This is a genomic window from Moorena sp. SIO1G6 (assembly GCF_010672795.1).
Lineage (GTDB): Bacteria > Cyanobacteriota > Cyanobacteriia > Cyanobacteriales > Coleofasciculaceae > Moorena > Moorena producens.
In genome coordinates this window covers 1-1,032 of sequence record NZ_JAAHFZ010000204.1, presented here as the reverse complement: position 1 = coordinate 1,032, position 1,032 = coordinate 1, and the positions used below count along the sequence as shown (strand labels likewise).

Genomic DNA, 1,032 nt, shown 5'->3' with positions numbered 1-1,032 from the left:
GGTAATCGTTAGATCTAACCGAAAACTGAAAGGACAGATTCGGTTGATACATAATCACGTTTTGCCAAGATTTGAGATTCATTTTCTAGTAGACCATGGAACCGTAGAAATACCATCTGAACTCAAGAGTGTAGGAGTAGACAAGGGATACACCGAAGCTTTCTATGATTCGGATGGTCACGCCCATGGGAAGGGACTAGGGAAAGAAACTACCAAGAAATCAGATAGAATATGTGCCAAGAATCGCAATAGAGGGAAACTATGGGCACTTCATAGAAAGCTAGAGGAACTAAATCCATCTAGATCTGCTCGAATACTGAAAAACAATCTTAGTCGAAAGACAGAAAATAAACGCTACAGACAAAATCAATCGGAACTTAAAGCCATTATAGGAGCCGCTTCTAAATCTCTTTTTAATGGTGAATCGTTGAAAGTTTTTGCGGAAGATTTAACACAACCAATAAAAAATAAACGTCAGTCCAAGGCCATGTCCCGTAAGCTTAATAGTTGGATGAAGGGTCAAATGCGGGACTCCTTACAGAAGTGGGCTAATTGGACTGGGTCGGTTGTTACAGAAGTTCAACCTAGTTACACGTCGCAAATTGACTCCGTGACTGGAACCCTATTAGGGAAAAGGAGCGGGGACAGTTTCACCAGGTTTAATGGGGTCGTGTTACAGGCTGACCACAATGCTGCCAAAAATGTCCTTAGCAGAGGTACGGATCAGGACATTACTCGGTACATGAGTAAGACCGAGGTGCAGGCAGTGTTGTTGCGTCGTACCGCGCGTTTCTTGGAAGGGATGGGACTGAGTTTGCTTGATGCAATTGAGCTTGGATTGCTTGATTGTAAACATGAGCTTTGCTCGGGCTTTCAAGGAACTCCTGGTCGGGATGCCAGGAACGTCTAAATAGATGGGTGGCAGGCTTAACTCCAATTGCCGATGACCACCCCTCACTTAGACCACAATAAAATGCACCTTGACCGTCTTATCCGGGATTATCCCGATTAATTACGGTTTAAGAGTATCCC

1 protein-coding gene is annotated in these 1,032 nt (G+C 44.0%); it reads left to right on the top strand.

All coding sequences use genetic code 11. The annotated features are described in order from the left end of the window. Nucleotides 1-910: zinc ribbon domain-containing protein (locus F6K63_RS37030; RefSeq protein ID WP_287315035.1), on the top strand; the 910-nt coding region annotated here is incomplete at its 5' end. Nucleotides 911-1,032 lie beyond the last annotated feature (122 nt).